General features: G+C 68.1%; 10 protein-coding genes and 2 pseudogenes. 6 read left to right on the top strand and 6 right to left on the bottom strand.

The genetic code is table 11. The annotated features are described in order from the left end of the window. Nucleotides 1-150: 150 nt before the first annotated feature. The 5 genes from AB0H32_RS00365 to AB0H32_RS00345 all read right to left on the bottom strand — a co-directional run bounded on the left by AB0H32_RS00365 (nucleotide 151) and on the right by AB0H32_RS00345 (nucleotide 7,030). On the bottom strand, nucleotides 151-2,220 hold the full coding sequence (locus tag AB0H32_RS00365; RefSeq protein ID WP_361111747.1) for a protein kinase: 2,070 nt from the start codon (nucleotides 2,218-2,220) through the stop codon (nucleotides 151-153). 1,003 nt (nucleotides 2,221-3,223) lie between these two features. Next, complete coding sequence (locus AB0H32_RS00360; protein ID WP_361111743.1) at nucleotides 3,224-4,210, bottom strand: hypothetical protein; 987 nt, start codon at nucleotides 4,208-4,210, stop codon at nucleotides 3,224-3,226. A 1,130-nt stretch (nucleotides 4,211-5,340) separates the two neighbouring features. Then, nucleotides 5,341-6,015, bottom strand: coding sequence for a hypothetical protein (locus AB0H32_RS00355; protein ID WP_361111736.1), 675 nt, complete (start codon nucleotides 6,013-6,015; stop codon nucleotides 5,341-5,343). A 242-nt stretch (nucleotides 6,016-6,257) separates the two neighbouring features. Beyond that, nucleotides 6,258-6,401, bottom strand: coding sequence for a hypothetical protein (locus tag AB0H32_RS00350; protein ID WP_361111733.1), 144 nt, complete (start codon nucleotides 6,399-6,401; stop codon nucleotides 6,258-6,260). Between the two features lie 263 nt (nucleotides 6,402-6,664). Continuing rightward, nucleotides 6,665-7,030: an aldehyde dehydrogenase family protein gene (locus AB0H32_RS00345; protein WP_361111730.1), complete on the bottom strand. Its 366-nt coding sequence runs from the start codon at nucleotides 7,028-7,030 to the stop codon at nucleotides 6,665-6,667. A gap of 1,442 nt (nucleotides 7,031-8,472) precedes the next feature. On the opposite strand from AB0H32_RS00345, the pseudogene AB0H32_RS00340 reads away from it, so the two are divergent. Continuing rightward, a pseudogene (locus AB0H32_RS00340) lies at nucleotides 8,473-8,793 on the top strand (VOC family protein); the annotation flags it as partial. 405 nt (nucleotides 8,794-9,198) lie between these two features. Here the strand turns inward: AB0H32_RS00340 and AB0H32_RS00335 are convergent. Then, complete coding sequence (locus AB0H32_RS00335; RefSeq protein WP_361111727.1) at nucleotides 9,199-10,050, bottom strand: hypothetical protein; 852 nt, start codon at nucleotides 10,048-10,050, stop codon at nucleotides 9,199-9,201. Between AB0H32_RS00335 and AB0H32_RS00330 the strand changes: the two genes are divergently transcribed. The 5 genes and pseudogenes from AB0H32_RS00330 to AB0H32_RS00310 all read left to right on the top strand — a co-directional run. Then, nucleotides 10,051-10,965 (top strand): hypothetical protein, encoded by a 915-nt coding sequence (locus AB0H32_RS00330; protein WP_361111724.1) that lies wholly within the window; start codon nucleotides 10,051-10,053, stop codon nucleotides 10,963-10,965. It abuts the gene before it with no gap. A 179-nt stretch (nucleotides 10,966-11,144) separates the two neighbouring features. Beyond that, entirely contained in the window at nucleotides 11,145-12,110 is a 966-nt protein-coding gene (locus tag AB0H32_RS00325) for a hypothetical protein (protein WP_361111721.1), read from the top strand. Next, entirely contained in the window at nucleotides 12,107-14,191 is a 2,085-nt protein-coding gene (locus AB0H32_RS00320; protein WP_361111718.1) for a hypothetical protein, read from the top strand. The genes AB0H32_RS00325 and AB0H32_RS00320 overlap by 4 nt, the downstream gene beginning before the upstream one ends. Beyond that, the gene (locus tag AB0H32_RS00315) at nucleotides 14,188-15,174 is read left to right on the top strand and encodes an AAA family ATPase (protein WP_361111715.1); all 987 of its coding nucleotides are present in this window, start codon (nucleotides 14,188-14,190) and stop codon (nucleotides 15,172-15,174) included. The genes AB0H32_RS00320 and AB0H32_RS00315 overlap by 4 nt, the downstream gene beginning before the upstream one ends. Then, nucleotides 15,167-16,597 (top strand): annotated as a pseudogene (locus tag AB0H32_RS00310) (SAV_2336 N-terminal domain-related protein); the annotation flags it as partial. The gene AB0H32_RS00315 and the pseudogene AB0H32_RS00310, both read left to right, overlap by 8 nt. Between the last annotated feature and the right edge of the window lie 55 nt (nucleotides 16,598-16,652).

Here is a 16,652-nt window from a genome sequence, read left to right as displayed (position 1 = left end):
AGGGCACTCCCACAGAACTCCGGTCCAGCAGGGCTCACTTGACCGGCGATGTCCGAGTCGGTCCGGCAGTGGTCCGACTCGTACTGGTTTAAGTATGGCGGATGCACGGTGCCGAATCAGCTGCGCGGCGCCGGCCTTGATACCCGTTGACTAGCCGCCCGTAGTCGAGATGCATGTCACCGAGAACGGCACCGGGTTGGACACCGCCTCGAACGGTGAGCGGATCTCCACAGCCATCTGGCTGCGGAGCGTTCCGCTCCGCGCGTACGTCGACAGCCGCACCGTCTCCTGATGGGTGTGGGGGCCGCCTTCCGGGAACGCCAGCGTCCGCCACTGCCGGTCGATCACGGATCCGTTCGTCGAGACCCACCGGTACGAGAACTGGAAGGGCAACTCGGACACCGTGAAGGTCGCGGTGAATCGGGGAGCCTGCGAGTCCTGTGGGGGACAGTCTCCGACGTACGTGGTCGCACCCCCCGTCACGGCAACCGAAACGGGTTGCTCGGCGGTGCGGCTCGGTCCGCTGCTCGCCGCACCGGAGGCGGCGGCCTGCGCCCGCCCCGTGGGCGAGCCGGTGCCCGCGCGGCCCTCACCGTCGCCGCCGAGGGCATAGCCCAGTCCGCCGACGAGCAGCGCGAGCACGACTGCTCCCGCCCCTGTCAGGTACCCGATGCGCCGACTCCGCCGCCCGGGGCCATGGCCTGACGCGTCGGCGCCCTCGGGCCCGAGCACCGCCGACGCGGCGAGCACCGCGGAAGCGGCCGTGGGGACGGGCCCCGATGCTGCCGGGCCGGTCGATACGGTGGGCAACTCGGCGATGCCCTCGGCCGAGGAGGCCTCCGGCGCGGTACCTGGCGGGGAGGGAGAAGGGGCGACGACGGGGCTGTCGACGACGGGCGGGGAGGCAGCGTCGACGGGCGAGCGGCGCGCCGGGGCGGCCCTCTCGGCGGTGGTCGCCGGTACGGCACCGGGAAGCGAGGGCTGCACCGGGGCGGTGGGCGCGTCGAGGTCTGCCGCGACCGTGAGCAGGTCGACCGTGGCGGTGGGCGTGTCTGCTGTGGGTACGTCGACCGTAGCCGTGGATGTGTCGGCCCTGGCCGTCGTCTTTGTCTCCTGCGCGGTGGGGCCGGAGGCGGTGTTCGCCAACGCGCCCGAAGCCGCAGGTCCCTTTGCTGTGGGAACGTCGACTGTCGCCGCCATGCCCCCGGCGTCCATGGCGTCTTCCGGGACAGGGACAGGCGATGACGCCGAGACGGCCGGTGTCCCGGCCGCGGCAGGTGCGCTCCCCCCGAGCGGGGACTCGACGGTGGGCAGCTCTTCGGTGGCCGCTGCGGGGAGCGGGGCGGAGAGCGCGGCCGTGCCGGCGCCGGAGGCGCCCTCGGCACCAGCCAGAAGCAGCTCCTGCTCAGCCTGTTCGGCCGGCATCCGGTCGTTTGGGTCCTTGCGCATCAGGCCTTCGATGACGGACGCGAGGGGTCCGGCCCGATGCGGCGGCGGCAACTCGTCGTCGACGACGGCGCGCAGAGTGGCCAGGGCGGTGGTCCGGCGGAAGGGCGAACGGCCCTGGACAGCCGCGTAGAGCAGCGCTCCGAGGGACCACAGGTCCGACGCGGGGCCCGGGGTCTGCCCCAGGGCCCGCTCCGGCGCCAGGTACTCGGGAGAGCCGACGACCTCGCCGGTCATCGTCAGCGCGGAATCCCCCTCCACGGTGGCGATGCCGAAGTCGGTGAGCACCACCCTGCCGTCGTCGGCGAGCAGGACGTTGGCGGGTTTCACATCGCGGTGCAGCACTCCGGCGCCATGCGCCGCGCGCAGCGCGGCCAGCACCTCGGCACCAATGCGCGCGGCCTCCCGCGGCATGAGGGCACCCTGGGAGCCGATGACATCGGCCAGTGACCGGCCGCGGACGAACTCCATGATGATCCAGGGCCGGCCGCCGTCGGTGGCGACGTCGTGGACCGTCACGACACCGCGAGCACTGATGCGCGCCGCCGCCCAGGCCTCCCGCTCCAAGCGGGTGTACATCCGCTCGACCCGCTCTACGGCCAGTCCGGCGGGCGCGCGTACCTCTTTGACGGCGACCTCTCGGTGCAGTGCCTCATCGCGTGCACGCCACACGGTGCCCATACCGCCCTCGCCGAGAACGGACAGCAAGCGGTAACGGCCGGCGACCAGCCGTTCGGGATCCGCGTCCGGCGACGCCGTGTTCTGTTGTGGCATGAGGGCTGCACTCCCTGTCCTTTGCGAACGGCCGAGGAGTGGCGACGCCCCCCGTCCGGTCCATGGCCTGCCGGGGCGGGGGCCTTTCGGTTCGGCCACGGCCGGACGTCCCGCCAGACTTCACCCACCGCCCCGGAGTACGGTGCGGAAGGACCGGCGACGCGCCGCCGGACACGAAGGACACAGCCCCCGGACAGTATGATAAAACCCCGACATTCGTGAAGTCGGACCTGGGGAAGGGTTCGTCTACCGCTCGGCGTGGGAAAGTTGCGACGAGATAGCCGAAGTCATGCAGTGCCCACGGATTTGAGATGATGTCAGTCGGGCTTTTTGATCGCCGAATGAGCTGTTGGCGAAAAGGCCGTACGTTTCGCCCCGTTGCCCTCCCCGCAGCAGATCGCGCCGACCGCCGCGACACCGAGCCCACCCAGGGCAACAGCGCCGAACCCGGCCTGGGCGAGGCCGGCCCGACGCGCGTGAAGGGTAGCCCGTGGCGTTGGAGAACGCCTGTCCGGCCTCGGGACGGGCTGGGTACCGCCAGGCGAGGTCACACTCAAGGTGACCCGCGCACAGACGGGAACAATGTTGAGCACGAACTACGCCGCCGTGAGGCCGACCAGCAACAGCAACAGCAACAGCAACAGCAACAGCAACAGCAACAGCACGGCGGTTCCCGCGGCGATGCACCCGTAGTCCAGCAACCACCGTTCGCGGGTGTGTACGACGGTGGTGCCCGGGTCGGCCGACCGGCGAACCCGGTCGGGATGATCGGCCGGTTTTCCTACACGTGCCCGAGGCAATCGCACGACATGGCGGGCGAGTTGAAGTGCGCGGGCTCGGGAGCCAGCAACAACGACAACAGGGCCTCTGGGAACCGCTCGGAGTGGGGTCGCACCCCCGAGCTACCAGGAGGCCCTGCCTTCAGGTGCGCACGACTGGAAGATCACCCGACCAGGAACCCTGTTCGACTTGCACAATCCATGGCCCGTTGAGAGAGGAGCTCCTAGATGTCGGCAGTCGGTGTGGCGTCCACCTTGGTCACCTGGGTGTTGATGGAGTAGACGGCAGGTTTGCCGTCAGCGGAGATGATTCCGATCTCCGTCTGTGCGTAGTGGCGGACGACCTTGTACATACGCGCGTCCGGGTTGCGCTTGACGAACGGCTTGTCCGAGTCGCCGAGGTTGATGTAGGACTGCAGGTCCTTGGCGAGGAAGGTCTCATCGACGGCGCTGTCGGACAACACAAGCGCGCCACCGTCAGCGGTCTTCGCGGCGAAGACGTCCCCGGCGCGGGGGGCGGTCTTCTTGAAGTCGACCCAGGCGTGCTCGCCCAGGTTATCGGCTCGCTCGGTGTACCAGGACCTGCCGACGCGTCGGGCTGAGGTGTCGGCGAGCGGGGTGTCGCGGCCGCCTGTCACCCACAGGTCGGTGACCAGTTCCGGCAACTGCGAGGGGGCCGTCCTTCCGATCTTGGCGTCGGGGTCGGCGACCTTCATCAGCCCGGCTTTGTCGAGGGCGATGTGCGGCACCTTGGCCAACTCAGACCCTTCGAAGTCGCGGGCAACGACCATCCGCCAGCCGTCGCCGGAGCGCTTGAAGACGAGGTACCTGATGTCCTTTGGCCACAGCTTTCCCGGCTTGCCATGGGTGAGTTGCGCGCCTTGGGTGCGCACCAGGAACCAGTCGGCCTTCGAGGAAGCGGGCGGGATGTAGAAGGTGCGGTTGACGTACACGAACGGAGCGAGATTGTCCGCAACGTCGCTCTTCTTGAGGGCTGGGATCTGCGTGAAGTACGCCTGGTCCATCGCAAGGACAGCGCCGCCTTCCGCCCTCGCCATGAGCGAGGGGGAACGCTGGGCGTTGGCCTCGTTGTTGGCCTTCTGGTAGGCGTCCACCGCCTTGTTCGCCTCGGCCTTGGTGAGCAACGGTTTCTCGGCCGGCGCGGCGTCCGCGCGCCCGGGAACTCCGTCGGCGGTGGAACATCCGGTCAAGGAAGCCGCGGCTGAAAATACGGCCGCGGCGAACACGCCGATGCGCGTGGCACGGGCTATGTGGGCAGAGCGGGCCGAGTGAGCCATAGCAAGGTATCCCCGTTTCTCGAGTACTCTCGGCGACCGCCCTGCGCAGCGCGCACAAGACGATCGCCGTGCCACGGTATCGACCCCGCTCACCCAGGCGGCAACTCCCGCCCCGCTCCGGAACCGGACCGTGACCTTCCGAACCGGGGACGGCAACAGGCCTTTGGTGGCCACAGCGCTCGCCTGGTTGCTGCAGCGCTCGCCGAACCTGCTGATCATTCCCGGCACGTCCTCAGCGGGGCACCTGCACCGAACCATTGCCCGGGCCGCCGTCGAACTGCCCGCCAACGCACTTGCCGAACTGCATACCATCGGCGACGGGAGAGTAGTCGACTGTCCCGCAACCCTGTGGCTGACCGGGAGTGATCGCCCGACACGGGGATCACGAAACTATGGAAAATCTCGTGCTGGATGGGGGACGCGGAGCTGCCGCCCTGTCTGACTGCGGGACCTTCGGCAGGCACCAGGGATGCTCACTCCCCGTAGCGAACTCTGTCGCACCAGCGCTGCGGCCGGCTGCGCACCAGGGCCAGATCACCGCAATGGACGACAACCTGTGGTGCGCCCCCCAACTACCTCCAGCGCGTACCCTTTGCGCTGTCCAGCTAGCTGGAGATCCTCAACGCGCCTGCTGGGTCGGATCGTGACGGATGCTCTGCGCCCCAGGCAATGCCGAGTCGATTCCTTGCTGCTGCGACAACCGCAACGTTTTCGGGCCAGGAACCGATCTCGTGCAGCTTCACAGGGCTGTACACCTCGCCAACCGACCCGGGCGAGTGCAAGTTGGGTGTCACGTAATGATCTTTGAGGGTGGACATGCCCGGCAGCCGTGAGCTGAGGGCACACACTGTTCAGCACGAACGACAGCGCGCCGCGTTCAAGCGAGGCGGCCACCGCGTGCCACGCATCCGGCACGAGGCCCCTGCCGGCCTACGAAAGCCCTCATGGGACCGCGGCTACTCGCACTGACCGCCCTGCTGAGCTGCCCCCGGCAGCCTCGCGGGCATACGGACCGCGAGGCAGCCAGGCGCGCGATCGGTGAATCAGCCTTGGACGACGAACGTCCTGGCCTTACCGGAGCGGCTGGAGCAGGACCGCTTCTCCTTAGCGGTCATCTTCCTGGACTTGACGACCACCGCGTTGCTCTGGCCGTCCGTCCCGTTCGAAGCAGGCCCGGTGACGACGTCGGGGACGAACCAGAAGTAGTGACCCCACTTCCGGTCGTCGTAATGGGTCTGCCATGTGCCCGAGACGGTCTGCATCACCTGTGCACGGGAGATCCAGCCGACTTCACCGGGTTTCACCGTCATGTTGACGGAGCTGGTCTCCGAGTGCGTGCTCGACCAAGTGTGGCTGTAAGTCGCCGTCACGCTGAGGTCGATGATTCCCGCTATCTTGCCGCCGGCGGTCACGGATACGCCCGCCGAGTCCGTGGAGCCGACCGTGTCGGACCAGGTCATCGATTGGGTGGCAGGCGAGGTGCTGCAGTTGTAGAGCGAGTCGGAGACCCGGTGGAAGGCTCCGAGATACGCCTGGCCCAACTGCGGTTCGTTGAAGGTGCACTTCCCTTCCCCCGAGTCGCAGTCGGCTATGAGTTGTGCCCGGGTAGGCTGGTCATCGGCCGAGGCCGGAACTGCTATCGCCGCGACCATGCCCAGGGCAGCCGCCGAGAGCGCCAGCATCCGACCGCCGTAGCGCATCCTGCGGTTGTTCGCCATACATGTGCCTTTCGCTGTACATGAGGGGGGTCGGCGATCGCAGGAAGGACGACTGAAGTTACCGCGATCACCGCCTGTTGCAATCTAGGGGACGCAACAACTGACTTATCTACACCACAAGTTGATGAAATCCCAGCCGTGGGCGACCAGCGCCGCCATCGAGACACGTTTGGCGCCTTGGACGGTGACCCGCACCACTGGGGCGTGGCCCCGGTGGCCCCAGGTGCGGCCCTTGGGCGGCCTCAGGCCCTGACCGGCTTCGTCCCCGAAATAGAGCCAAGCGCCCAAGCCCGGTTCCCTCTGTTTATGACGGGCCACTGCTCGTCCTTCCAGACGGCGATCTTCGTCTCGTCGCGCTCGGCGGCCTTGCGGGAGGGGACCTGCACGCTCCAGCCGATTCGGTGCAGCAGAAGGCCGGCCCGGGCAGGGTGTACTCGACGCCGAACCGGCGTACGATCTCGGCGATCCGGACCAGTGTCCAGCACTGGTCATTCCAGCCGGTCTCGGCTGGTCCGGCATCCAACCCCGTCTCCAGAACACGGAGTTGTCCCGCGTCGAGTTTGCAGCGGACGCCGCCGGGGCCCGTGGATGCCAGCCTGTCGACCGCCTGAAGCCAACGCCCACCGCCAGTGGTTTGCCGACAACCGGGTCACCCTGAACCGTGGAGCCACCTCCCCATCACTGGCCCGGCTTCGATCAGGTCAATGGCGAGTGAGGGTCCGTATTCGCTGTCGCGGGCCGGAGCGGCGGCTTCGTCGAGTGTTTCGAAGCGGGCGAGCGAAGCCACTGGGCCGAAGACTTCGTTGTCGTATGCGGGGATGCCGGGGCCGGCGTCGGCCAGTACGGTCGGCCGGTAGAACAGACCCTGGTAGCTGCCGCCGGTCATGAGTGTGGCGCCGGCCTTCACGCTGTCGGTGACGAGTGCGTGGGTCTTGTCGCGCTGGCGCTCGTCGATGATCGGTCCCAGTGCGACGTCGTCGACGGCCGGGTCGCCGACCGCGCCAGCGTGCCGCACTGAGGCACGCGGAGCCCGGGCGCCCCTTCCGTGTGCCGTTCCTCTGCCTTTCTCCTGGCTTCCTCGGATGTCCCTGCGGAGAAAGGCCAAAAGCCCCAAGGCCCCCGCCCCCGAGCCGGGTCCGGGGTGAATGCCGGGTGCGGCGGGGCCGAAACCGCCCTCCGCACCAGCTGGCACGGGAAGACCGATACCTGACGGAGGCCGAAGGTCCACCGCCGACGCACCCGGAGACTCATCCCCGACGGGAGTGCCACGACCTAGGAGAACGGCTGTCACGCTGTCTCCCAGTGCCGCATCAGGCAACGTTCGCCCTGTTGACCACCTCACGTAGGCGTTCGCCGGCTGCATGCTTGTTCCGCCAGACGCCCGACCGCCGATCTGCACTGTCGCAGTAGATCCGGCATCTACTGCGGCAGTAGCCGCGATGCTCACAGTCACTCAACGCAGCCCTTGGTAGCCCCCCGGGAAGACCGCTCCGGTGGTGCCGGTGAGCTGGAAGGTGCCCGGATGACGGAGAAATCAACGGAAAGAGCGCAAGAGATCAAACCGAACGCACGCTATCCACGCCCCTTCGTGCCACCAACTCCCGTGCAAATAGGGAATACTTCACGGGAAGCAACCTGCTCGAGCTCATCAGGGCGGCCGCGGGGCCAAACCGGTCGACGGGGCACACGACTCGCCCATACCGGTGAGAGCGCGACATTGACGTATGGCACTGGGTCTGTAGTCGATGTGCAGTGCGCCAAACCGATTCACATGGCCGTAGGGCCACTCAAGTTACTACCCCGGCTTCCCCCCTGCCACGGTCGCCCCCGGCTGCCGCAGCTTTCGCCCATTCATTGACGCCGATCGTTTGCCTATACCGAGATGTCATGGTCCCAGCGGTAGTCAATGTCCTGTGAGTGACTCGTTGTCACATGGTCGGCGTCGCCGCCGCGTCTGCTGCGAATGGAACGACTGCAAGACGACCGTTAGGAATGGGACGATGTGCGTGAGTGGTCACCCACGAAGGCTCCGGACAGCCGCCGACGACGGCAAGGGTCGCCGCGTCCAGCATGAGCTACGACGGGTCAGGCATGACAGAAGAGAGTTGCTGACGGACGCGATCGCGTGGACGGTCCTATTGCTGTCCGTGGCATGCTTTCTCTACATCATCACGGCACTGCAGACCACGGGTCCGACCGAACCCCTCCCCACCCCCGGTGGCGCGGTCCCAGGTTTCCCCGGGGTGTTGGACACTGCATCCTCACCCGCTCCCCGGCGCGGACCACCACGCCTTCGCCCAGCGCGGTTGGGTGTGAGGTCCTGTCGGGTGCGGCGTGAGCAGTGCCGTCGGCAGCCGTCAAGATGAGGGCGTGAGCCGGGCACACTAGTGCCGCATCAGGCAACGTTCGCCTCGTAGTTGGGGACGTGGATCCGTCGTTGTCCGCCAGAATCAGCGGATGCCGAGCATCGGAACGATCGTGATGGGGGCCGCTGATGTGTGGCGGGCTGCAGAGTACTGGAGTCGGGCACTGGGCTACGTCCCTCGCGATGGTGAGGTGAAGGACGACTGGGCGGTACTGGAGCCGGCCGACGGCGCCGGTGTCGCACGGGCCCTCGACCTCAGTACGACACCCGTGCAGGAACACCCGAGAATCCACCTCGACCTCTATGCCGACGACGCCGCCGATCAGGAAGCCGAAGTGGCGCGACTGATTCCCCTGGGCGCCGAACGCGTCGACTGGGACTCTTATCCGGACGACGCCGACTTCGTCGTGCTCCGATCCCGAGACGGCGACGAGCGCCGTAGACCGGCGAGTCTGCTTGTCCACGGCGCTTTGGAAACCAGGATTCCCAACCACCGGGCCGAACCAGTGCTCGACCGAGCTGCCAGGCCAAGAAGGCCATGGAAGTCCTGCTCCCGCGCAAGTCTGACGATCACCCGAGCAGTCTGGCAGACGTGGCGAACGTTGCCTGATGCGGCACTGGGGTCCGTCCTCAAACGGATCTTGCCGAGAGCAGGAACGATTTCGAGCAGTTCGTGGATACCGCGCGCGTCCGCGAAGCAATGAACCCCTGCCGCTTCCGACCAGTTGTCCCATTCCACGCGACGCACAGGGCCGTCACCCCCTGCAACGCCCGCGAGCCTGCGCAGCAGCCTGATTCACGGGCGATGCGGTCCGCGGCTACTTGACGTGCACGTAGTCGCCGGCCGCCGTCGAGGCGGCGGTGGTGGTGTTGGTGGCGAAGGAGAAGCGGTAGTACCCGTCGGCCGTGGCGGTGGTGGTGGTCTTGAGCGTGCCGCCGGTGCTGCTCGTGACCTTCTTGAGGGTGGTGTAGGTGTTGCTTCCCTTCTTGCGGTACTGGAGCAGCACCGCCTGCCCTGCGTAGCCGGCGTACGTGCCGTCGTTCCAGTCGGCACGCTTCAGGCTTCCTGTGACCGTGATGGTCTTGCCCTTCTTCACCGGCTCCGGGGTGGCGTCGGCGGTCAGCTGGGATGCCTTCTTGATCCTGGTGGTGGCAACGTCGTCGTTGTAACTGGCGTTGGCGTAGAGGTCGTACCCGCCGAGGAACAGCTTCCAGGTCCCTGCGACACCGTTGTTCTTCAGGTCGGACGCGGCGTTGATGTGGAAGACGGCCTTGCAGGCGTAGACGCCGGTCCGGGTCGTCGACTCGGTGCAGGTGGGGTCGTCGTCGGTGCCCAGGGATCCGGTGATGGTGTCTGTGCTTGAGCTGTCCGTGCCCTGCCAGAGGAAGGCTTCCGTGAGGGCGACCCCGCTCGAACTGGTGGCCGTGTACGTCACGGTGACGGATTTCTTGGTGGTGGTGCCCAGAACGATGTCCTTGCCGCCGTTGATGACGGCCTTGGAGAAGCTGATGTTGCCCAGCGAGGTGCTGGGGTGGACGTCGTGGGCGGCGAAGGAGCCGAGCCTCGCCGCCGCATCCGGACGCTCCGCCGCCTGGGCGGCTGCCGGAACGCAGAGCGCGAACAGGGCGATGGCGCCGGGAAGGGCTACCGACATGGCACGTATACGCATGTGAATCCCCGTGAGGTCGAAAGTAACCCGCCGGAGGTCTCCGAGCAGGCGCACTGCGCGTGTGCGGCGCACAGGTTTCATGCGCACGGTACGCCGCACGGCCCGAGGCTCCGCATCCGTGAAATTACGCAGTTCACCACGGGCGTCTATGGCAACGCCCGGATCTATCGTGCTCCTGTCCCCACCCGCAACCGACCCATGGCCGGCGGGCAAGCCGACCCGCGTCTGTCCCGGCCTGGCAACGCAGGCGGCATCCTTGCGATCGAAGACAACCGCTGGCACGTCAGCCTGATGGGCGCTCCCGGCGGATACACCCTGCGCCCCCTCCTGGGCCACGCCGAACCGCTCACCGACGTCAGCCTCACCCACAGCACCGCCAACCGGCGCTACCACTACGAACGGCTCAGCCATTGGCCCGAGGGCCTTATGGCAGTGGGCGACTCGGCCGCGGTCTTCAACCCCGTGTATGCGCAAGGCATATCAGTCGCGGCACAAGGAGCCCTCGCGCTACGGGACTTGCTCGCCAAGGGCGTCGTCCCGGGGCTCGCCCGCCGCGCCCAGCGCGCCATCGCCCGCCCCATCGACAACGCGTGGGTCCTTGCCACCGGGCAGGACATCCACTTCTCCGCCACGAAGGGCAAGAGTCCGAACCTCGCCGATCGCCTCCTGCACCGCTATGTCAGCCGCCTGTCCCGCACCGCTACGGTTTCCTTCCACGCAGCCACGGCCCTGACCGACGTACTCGCCCTGCAGGCCCCGCCCATCACGCTCGTCAAACCCAGAGTGCTGCTGACCGCCCTGCTCGGTCCCCTCCGCCCGCCACTGGACCGCCCCCGGTTCACACCAGCCGAGCGCCGCCTTCTGAACAGCCTGGACAGACCTGCAGGTGCTCCTGGAAGAGGTACGCCTTCGTGAGCGCAGCCGATGGACCGCCGGCACAGTATTGCCTGGTAGACGGGCGGGTCTTGGCTCACCCCGCATCCGGACGACGTGACGGGCCGCTCGGCTCGTATGCCTGAGAAGATCTGCTGTTTCCTCCGCCTCGTGAAGCCAGATACAGCAGAATGTCCCTGGGATCAAGAAGGAGGGGCGTCATGGCTACGGGGAAGCCTCAACTGCTGTTTCTGCACGGCATCGGCGGCCTTCGGGACACGGTCTCTGACCGCCGCAGGTGGCTGCAGGCACTTGCCGCAGGAGCGCGGAACGCCCAGATGCCGGATGTGATCTCCGCACTGACACAGGGGTGGCTGGCGGACGTCACCTTCGCCAACTACAGCGATCTGTTCAACCGCCGGGGAACCCAGGGCGGGGCTGCCGGGACACTGGACGAGCAGGAAGTCCCGTTCCTCGCGGAGCTACTTGACTCGATGCTGGAGGAACTCGCCGAACAGTTCCCGCCGCAGACCAGTCCCCACGACGCCCGTGTCATCAGTGACGCACGCTTTCAGCTCGACGCTGTGGTCCAAGGGCGGCAGGCGCAGGGCACCGGAGACATCGGCCGTCGACTGGTCGGCGTCACGACGACCATGCTGCGCCTGCCGGGGCTGCGGCAGGCGGCGCAGTGGATGAATGGCTGGGCGGTGCTGTCCCAGCTCGCTCAGGTCGGCCGCTACCTGGACCGCAGGGCGAAGAAGGCGCAGCTGGGCGCGGCCATCCGGGCGCGGGTGCTTGAGGGGCTAGACCCCACACGGCCTCTCGTGGTGGTCTCGCACAGCCTGGGCACGGTCGTCTCCTACGAAGCACTGCAGGAGTACGAGGGATCGGTGCCCCTCTGGGTGACTCTGGGTTCGCCGCTGGCGCTGGGAGGGGTGGTCCTCGACCGTCTGGTGCCACGCCCGGCGTCCTGCCCGGAGAACGTCGCGTCATGGCTGAACTTCTGGGACCGTGACGACATCGTGGTGGGCCGGCCGCGTCTGGCCGACTGGATCGGCCCGAGCAAGAGCGGTGTCAAGGCCGAGACCAAGCGTGTCGACTCCCCGGGGTTGTGGACGCACACCGCCACCAAGTATCTGGAACACGGGACTGTCGCCCGCCCGGTCATCGAGGCCCTACGGCCGTGAGCACCGACGTAGCGTCGCCGCGCCACGTACTCGTCGTGGGCGCACAGTGCAGGGGAGGCGCAAGACTGGAAGGGCTGGAGGACGCCGCCCGTGCCCTGCACACCGTTCTGGTGGACCCGAAGCTCGGGGGCTGCGTCGACCGCGGTGAGGAGTCCCTGCTGATCGGCACCGGCCTGGGCAGGAGCCGGGTCTACGGCGCCGTGGAGCAGGCCGCTCAACGCGCGCAGCGTGACGGTGGTCCGCTCGTGCTTGCCCTGCTCGGTCACGGCGAGGGCGCTGAGGGCGCTCCCCTGTACCTCGTGACATCGGGCGAGAAGAACTCAGGGGCGCTGTCCAACGTGAACGTCCCTGCCCTGCTCGGCGACGCCCTCAACCACCCTGGTCTCACCGGACTGATCGCCATCGTCGACACCTGCCGCTCCGGTGGCGCGGTGCCGGCCACTCCAGCAGTCACCGCCGGGCAGCAGGAGGGCCATGTGCGGTTCTCTCTCCTGTTCGCGGCGACCGCGAAGGAGCAGGCGTTCGACATGCGGCTGAGCACGGAACTCGCCCGTCTGATCGAGGAGGGTCTGCCCGGCACCGGGGACTTCCTGAAGTTCGACGACGACTTGATGGAGCACCTCCGCGACCGGATCCGCGGCCAGCAGCCGGGGCGGAACGTCTTCGACGGAAGCGGGTATCTCGGCGATGCCCTCTGGTTGGCCCGGAACCGCGCGGCGGCACTCAGCCGCGCTCTCGGATCGATCGCGAGCAAGGCGGTGCGGGATGCCGTCCGGCGCGTCGACGTCAACTTACGTCTGTCCACTGAGGACGAGCTCGCCGCCTGGCTGAGGAAGAACGAGCAGACCGCAGGCCGCGGCTCCTGGGCTGCCGTCCACCGGCTGCGCGAAGTGCTGGCCGAGCTGGCGGCCGGCCGCAAGACGCTGCACGTCGTCAACAAGGTGTTCGGCCCGGACCTGACAGAAGACCGCCTGCGGCTCGTCGGCATGCTGGCGGGTCTTCCTCTGTCCTTCGTGCAGCATGAACCACCGCCGGCCCTCCGGGACGTGGTCGAGCACGCTGCTCATCGCGGGGGTGCCGCAGGGGGCCAGCACCGCGCACTGGCCCGAGTGGTTGCGGCCATGGCCCATGCGACGGGACACGGCGACCGGCTGCCGGCGGATGTCGTCGCCTGGGCGCAGGACCTTGAGCTCACGACCACGGTCAACAGTCACCTGCAAGAGCTGAACCACCAGCCCCATGGTGAGTCGGCTCCACGCCTGGTCTTGGTGCTGGCCGACGACGGAGGCGAGAGAGTGGTCCGCGTGGACGCCTGGTTGCTCTTCGGCCGCGCCGTACTCGACAGGCGACGCATTGTCTGCCGTCCTGGAGGTGAGGGTCTGAAGGCGGCCTTGGCAGAAGCCGTCGCCTGGGCTGCCCCGTGGGCGAACATCGCGGGGAAGCGGTTGCGGCACATCGATGTGGCCGCACCCACCCTCGTCCTGCTGGACTGGTCCCCGGAAGAACAAGTCGTCCGCAAGCAGAAGCTGGGTGCCAACTACACCGTCACCACCCGCTGGGCCGGCCTGCTGACTCCCCCTCCCGACACCACGGTCGACGACATGTTGCAGGTGGGCGAACAATTGCTGGTCGCCCTGGACGACGCCAACTGCTCCGGCCCCAAGTGGCTCCACATCGAAGAGCTGGGGACCGTTGAGGAACTGCAGGAACACCTGAGCAACCACGGCTGCGGACAACAGGTCTGGGCACTGAACTCCCTGCCGGAGGCGGACTGGGACTTCGTGGCGCAAGAACTCCTCGAGCACACACCCGCACTGGTCTGGCCGCGCCAGCAGCTCGCTGGCGACAAGCAGGTGGTCAGGAGGTCTGTCGGGAAGCACTGGCGCACCTTGCCACAGCACATCGCGCACGCCTATCGGCAGCAGCTGACCGGAGCCGGCCAGGACGCAGACAATGACCTCGGTCCACTCGCGGCCGTACGAGCCGCCTGGCACGACAAGGACTGGCAGGCGTTCTGCCGACGACGGGCGAAAGTGGTCGTGAGAGCACCGGACGAGCTGACCTCCAAGGAGCGAGCATGAGCTGGACCCCGTACTACAAGGGCACGGGAGTCCCCCCGAAGAGCGAGGCGGATCTGCCGAAGCTGCCGGCTCCGCCCCCATGGCGCGCCCCTACCCGGCAGCAGGACACCGATGCGCGCACGGACCCCGCAGACACCTATCGCCCGGTCCCCGGACTCGTCGACGCGGTGAACGCCGCCCTGCACCTGCGCCGTCCCCTGTTGCTGACCGGCCGTGCCGGCTCCGGGAAGTCCTCCATCATCCGCCAGATCGCCGCCGAGCTCGGCCTGGGTACGGTGCTCCACTGGCACATCACCTCCCGCAGCACCCTCGCCGACGCCCTGTATCGCTACGACGCTCTCGGCCGCATCCACGCCCACAACCTGCGTACTCTCGCCACCAAGAGGCGGCCGCACGGCGAAGACCACGAGGACGACATCGGCGAGTTCGTCCAGCTGGGCCCCCTGGGGACAGCGCTCCTCCCGGGCGACCGCCCCCGCGCCCTGCTCATCGACGAGATCGACAAGAGTGACCTGGACCTGCCCAGCGACCTCCTCGACGTTCTTGAGCGCGGCGGCTTCGAGATCCCCGAGCTGGCCAGGCACCCGAAGCCCGACATCCGGGTCCGCACCGCCGACAAGGGCGGCAGGCACAGCGTCGAGCACGGCTGGGTGCAGTGCACAGAGTTCCCGGTCATCGTGCTGACCAGCAACGGTGAGCGCGAATTCCCGGCTCCCTTCCTGCGCCGCTGCGTCCGCTTCGACATGCCGCCGCTGTCCCAGGACACACTCACCGACATCATCGAGGCCCACCTCGGCGCTGTCGAGGACAGCGCCACCGACGCCCTCGTACAGACCTTCCTGCAGAAACTGAACACCGGTGAGTACGTCGCCATCGACCAGCTCCTGAACGCTGTTTACCTGCTGCGCGGCAACCAGGCCCCGGACGTCGACCAGTGGCGGAACCTGGAGGACATGCTGTTGCGGGGACTCGGGCGTGGCTGACAACGCCGCCGCCCGGCTGGCGCGGCTCGCTCGGGCAAGCGGGGACATCGACGTGAAGGAGCTCCTCGACGCCGTACTCCTCGCGGCTGCCTGGAACCACGCCGATCAGGTCCCCGGCAGCCTGGATTCCGGTACCGGCGACGACGCGGTGCGGCGCCCGGAGCATGACCGGGTCGGCACGGCCGCTCCCGGGAAAGCCGTCCGTACAGCGGGCGGCGAGGAAGCGGGGGACACCGCCGCGGTCTGGTTGGAGGACCAGGTCGGTGCCCGTGTCGTGCGCGGCAAGCGAGTGAGCGTCGGCCGCGCCACCGCCCTCCCCGGCTCCCTCGACATCGGCCGTGCGCTGCGACCGCTGCGCCGCCCCTGGCCCTCCGGCGTCCACCGCCGCCTCGATGTCGACGCCACCGTCGAGCACTACACCCGTACGGGGATACTCGTCCCCCGACTCACCCCTGCACCAGAGTCATGGCTGGAGGTGGTCGTCGTCCTGGACCGAGGCACCGCCATGGCAGTCTGGGACGAGACGGTGCGCACCTTCACCAAGATGCTTCGCGCCCTCGGTGCCTTCCGTGACGTCCGCGTCTGGCATCTCGACCATCCGCCCGGTGACGACCCCGTTCTGCACGACCACCGCGGCCGGGCCCTCCCCACGCACCCCGACGCCGCCGGGCAGATCCAGCCGGCCCGTCGGCTCCTGCTCGTCGTCTCGGACTGCGCGGCGGCGGCCTGGCGGAAGAACGTACTGTGGCGGATGCTTCACGTATGGGGCCGCACCGCCCCGGTCGCGCTCATCAACCCTCTGCCCAGGCGGCTCTGGCAGCGCTCCGGTCTCGACCTTCCCCGGGTCACCGCGACCGCGACCGTCCCCGCCTCCCCGGGCCGACTCCTCTGCTACAGACGCCCACGACTTCTCCGGGAGGCCCAGGACACGAAACCCTGGCAAGCGCTGCCCGTCCTGCAATTCGATCCCGACCAGATCCTGGCGTGGGCCCGTGCCCTGATGCGCACCGACCCGGCCGGCTGCGATGCCGTCCTCGTCCCCGCCACCGGCCGACCACCGTTGCGTCAACGCCATTCCGACCGGCACATCCTGCCCGACACGGCGCCTACGAACGACCAAGTACGCGCCCGGGCCGAGGCGTTCACCGACGACCGCCAGTCGCCCGCCGTCCGCCTCGCCATCGCGGCCTCGCCGCTTGGCTCCTTCACGCTGCCCGTACTCGGCGTCCTCCGGGACCGCCTGGTCCCGGAGGCCACTCTCGCCGACACCGCCGAGTTCCTCACCGCCGGCCTCCTGACCGTCGCTCACTGGGAATCGGCCGACACGGTCTACCACTTCCGCCCCGCAGCGGCGACCCACCTCACCGATCTGCTCACCCGTGACCAACTCTGGGAGACCCACTTCGCCCTCAGCGACCACCTTGCCGCACACGTTCAAGCCCCCCACGGAATCCCGGTCGTCCTCCACTCTCCGATGG

Source organism: Streptomyces sp. NPDC020362, assembly GCF_040642095.1.
Taxonomy (GTDB): Bacteria; Actinomycetota; Actinomycetes; order Streptomycetales; family Streptomycetaceae; genus Streptomyces.
The sequence above is the reverse complement of the archived record's forward strand: the minus strand, read 5'-3'. Positions and strand labels throughout refer to the sequence as shown.